The organism is Actinomycetospora sp., assembly GCF_055612215.1.
In genome coordinates, this window is the sequence record NZ_JBVPVA010000372.1 from 1 (window position 1) to 2040 (window position 2040).

The window sequence follows — 2040 nt, forward strand, 5'->3', positions numbered from 1 at the left end:
GAGGATGCCGTTGTTGGCGAGCACCCCGATGCGGAAGCCGCCGAGCGAGCCGAACCCGCACACCAACGTCGTCCCGTACAGCGGCTTGAACTCGTCGAAGCGCGACCCGTCGAGCACGCGGGCCAGCACGTCGCGGACCTCCACGGCGCGCTTCGCGTCGCTCGCGGCGCATCCCCGCAGCTCGGAGGGGTCGTAGCGGGGTTCCTCGACGACGGCCGGGCTCGGCGTGGGCGGCAGGCCCAGCGACGCGACGATGCGCCGCCCGATTCGCAGCGCGTCGTACTCGTCGGCCGCGAGGTGGTCGGCGAGCCCGGACTCGCGGGCGTGCATCTCCGCGCCGCCGAGGGTCTCGTCGTCGACGTCCTCGTTGATGGCCATCTTCACCAGCGGCGGCCCGCCGAGGTAGACGGTCGCCTGGCCGCGGACGAACACGGTGTACTCGCTCATCCCGGGCATGTAGGCCCCGCCCGCGGTGGACGAGCCGAACACCAGCGCGATCGTCGGGATCCCGGCCGCCGAGAGCCGCGTCAGCTCCCGGAACGTCCGGCCGCCGGGGACGAACAGGTCCGCCTGGCGCGGCAGGTCGGCGCCGCCGGACTCGACGAGCGCGATCACCGGCAGCCGGTTCCGCTCCGCGATCTCCAGCGCGCGCAGCTGCTTGGTGACCCCGATCGGCGTGATCGAGCCGCCCTTCACCGTCGGCTCGTTCGCGACCACCAGGCAGTCGACGCCGCTCACCGGCCCGATCCCGCAGATCAGGCCGGCGCCCGGCGTCGTGAGGTCTGGCTCGTGCGCGCCGGCGAGGGCCGCGACCTCGAGGAACGGGGCGTCGGGGTCCAGCAGCAGGTCGACGCGCTCGCGGGCGGTGAGCTTGCCGCGCTCGTGGTGCCGGTCGACGTAGCGCGCGCCGCCGGCAGCGAGCACGGTGTCGACGACGGCGTCCACGTCGGCCAGGGCGGCGAGCATCGCGTCGCGGTCCGCGGCGAAGGTCGCCGACGTCGGGTCGAGGCGGCTCACGAGCGCGGGCGCAGGTGAACGATTTTCGTCGCTGGGGCGACCACATCCGTTCACAGGAGCCTCGATGCGACGACCTCGTCCATGATCTCGTTCGTCCCGCCGCCGATCCCGAGGATGCGGGCGTCGCGGTAGTGCCGCTCCACCTCGACGCCGTGCAGGTAGCCCGCCCCGCCGTGGAGCTGCACGGCCTGGTCGACCACCCAGTCACAAGCCTCCACCGCGGTGTTCTTGGCCATCGCGAGCTCGGTGACGACGTCGGCGCCCGCCGCGTACCGCGCGAGCACGTCGCGCACGTACGTCCGCGCCACGGTCGCCCGCCGCGCCATCTGGGCGATGCGGTGCCGGACGACCTGCCGCGAGGACAACGGGGCGCCGAAGGTCTCCCGCTGCCGCGCCCACGCGATCGTCAGGTCCACGCAGCGCAGCGCCGTCGCGTACGCCTGCACGGCGAGCGAGATCCGCTCCGTGGCGAAGCGCTCCATGATCTGGCGGAACCCGGTGCCCTCGGCGCCGACGAGGTTCGCCGCCGGCACCCGGACCTCGTCGTAGGCGATCGTCGCGGTGTCCGAGCAGTGCCAGCCCATCTTGCGCAGCCGCGTGCGGGAGACCCCGGGACGGTCGGTCTCGACGACGAGCAGCGAGATCCCGCGGTGCCCGGGGCCGCCGGTACGCACCGCGGTGGTCACGTAGTCCGCGCGGACCCCGGAGGTGATGAAGGTCTTCGCGCCCGTCACGACGTAGTCCTCCCCGTCGCGCACCGCCCGGGTCGTGACCGCGGCGACGTCGGAGCCGGTGCCGGGCTCGGTGATGCCGAGCGACCCGATCAGCTCGCCCCGCAACGTCGGGCGCACGATGCGGTCCACCAGCTCGGCCGACCCGTGCAGCGCGATGTGCGGCGCCGCGATCCCGTGGGTGAACAGGCCCGCGCACACCCCGCTCGACCCGCCGGCGAGGATGAGCTCCTCGGCGACGAGCGCGCTGTCGAGGTGGTCCCCGTCGCCACCCGCGGCCTCCGGGAACCCG

At 74.0% G+C, this 2040-nt stretch carries 2 protein-coding genes; both read right to left on the reverse strand.

Translation table 11 applies throughout. The annotated features are described in order from the left end of the window. Window positions 1–1017: acyl-CoA carboxylase subunit beta (locus AC0CYZ_RS10600; RefSeq protein ID WP_472215015.1), on the reverse strand; the 1017-nt coding region annotated here is incomplete at its 3' end. A 50-nt stretch (window positions 1018–1067) separates the two neighbouring features. Continuing rightward, a partial coding sequence (locus AC0CYZ_RS10605; RefSeq protein ID WP_472215017.1) for an acyl-CoA dehydrogenase family protein occupies window positions 1068–2040 on the reverse strand: 973 nt, incomplete at its 5' end.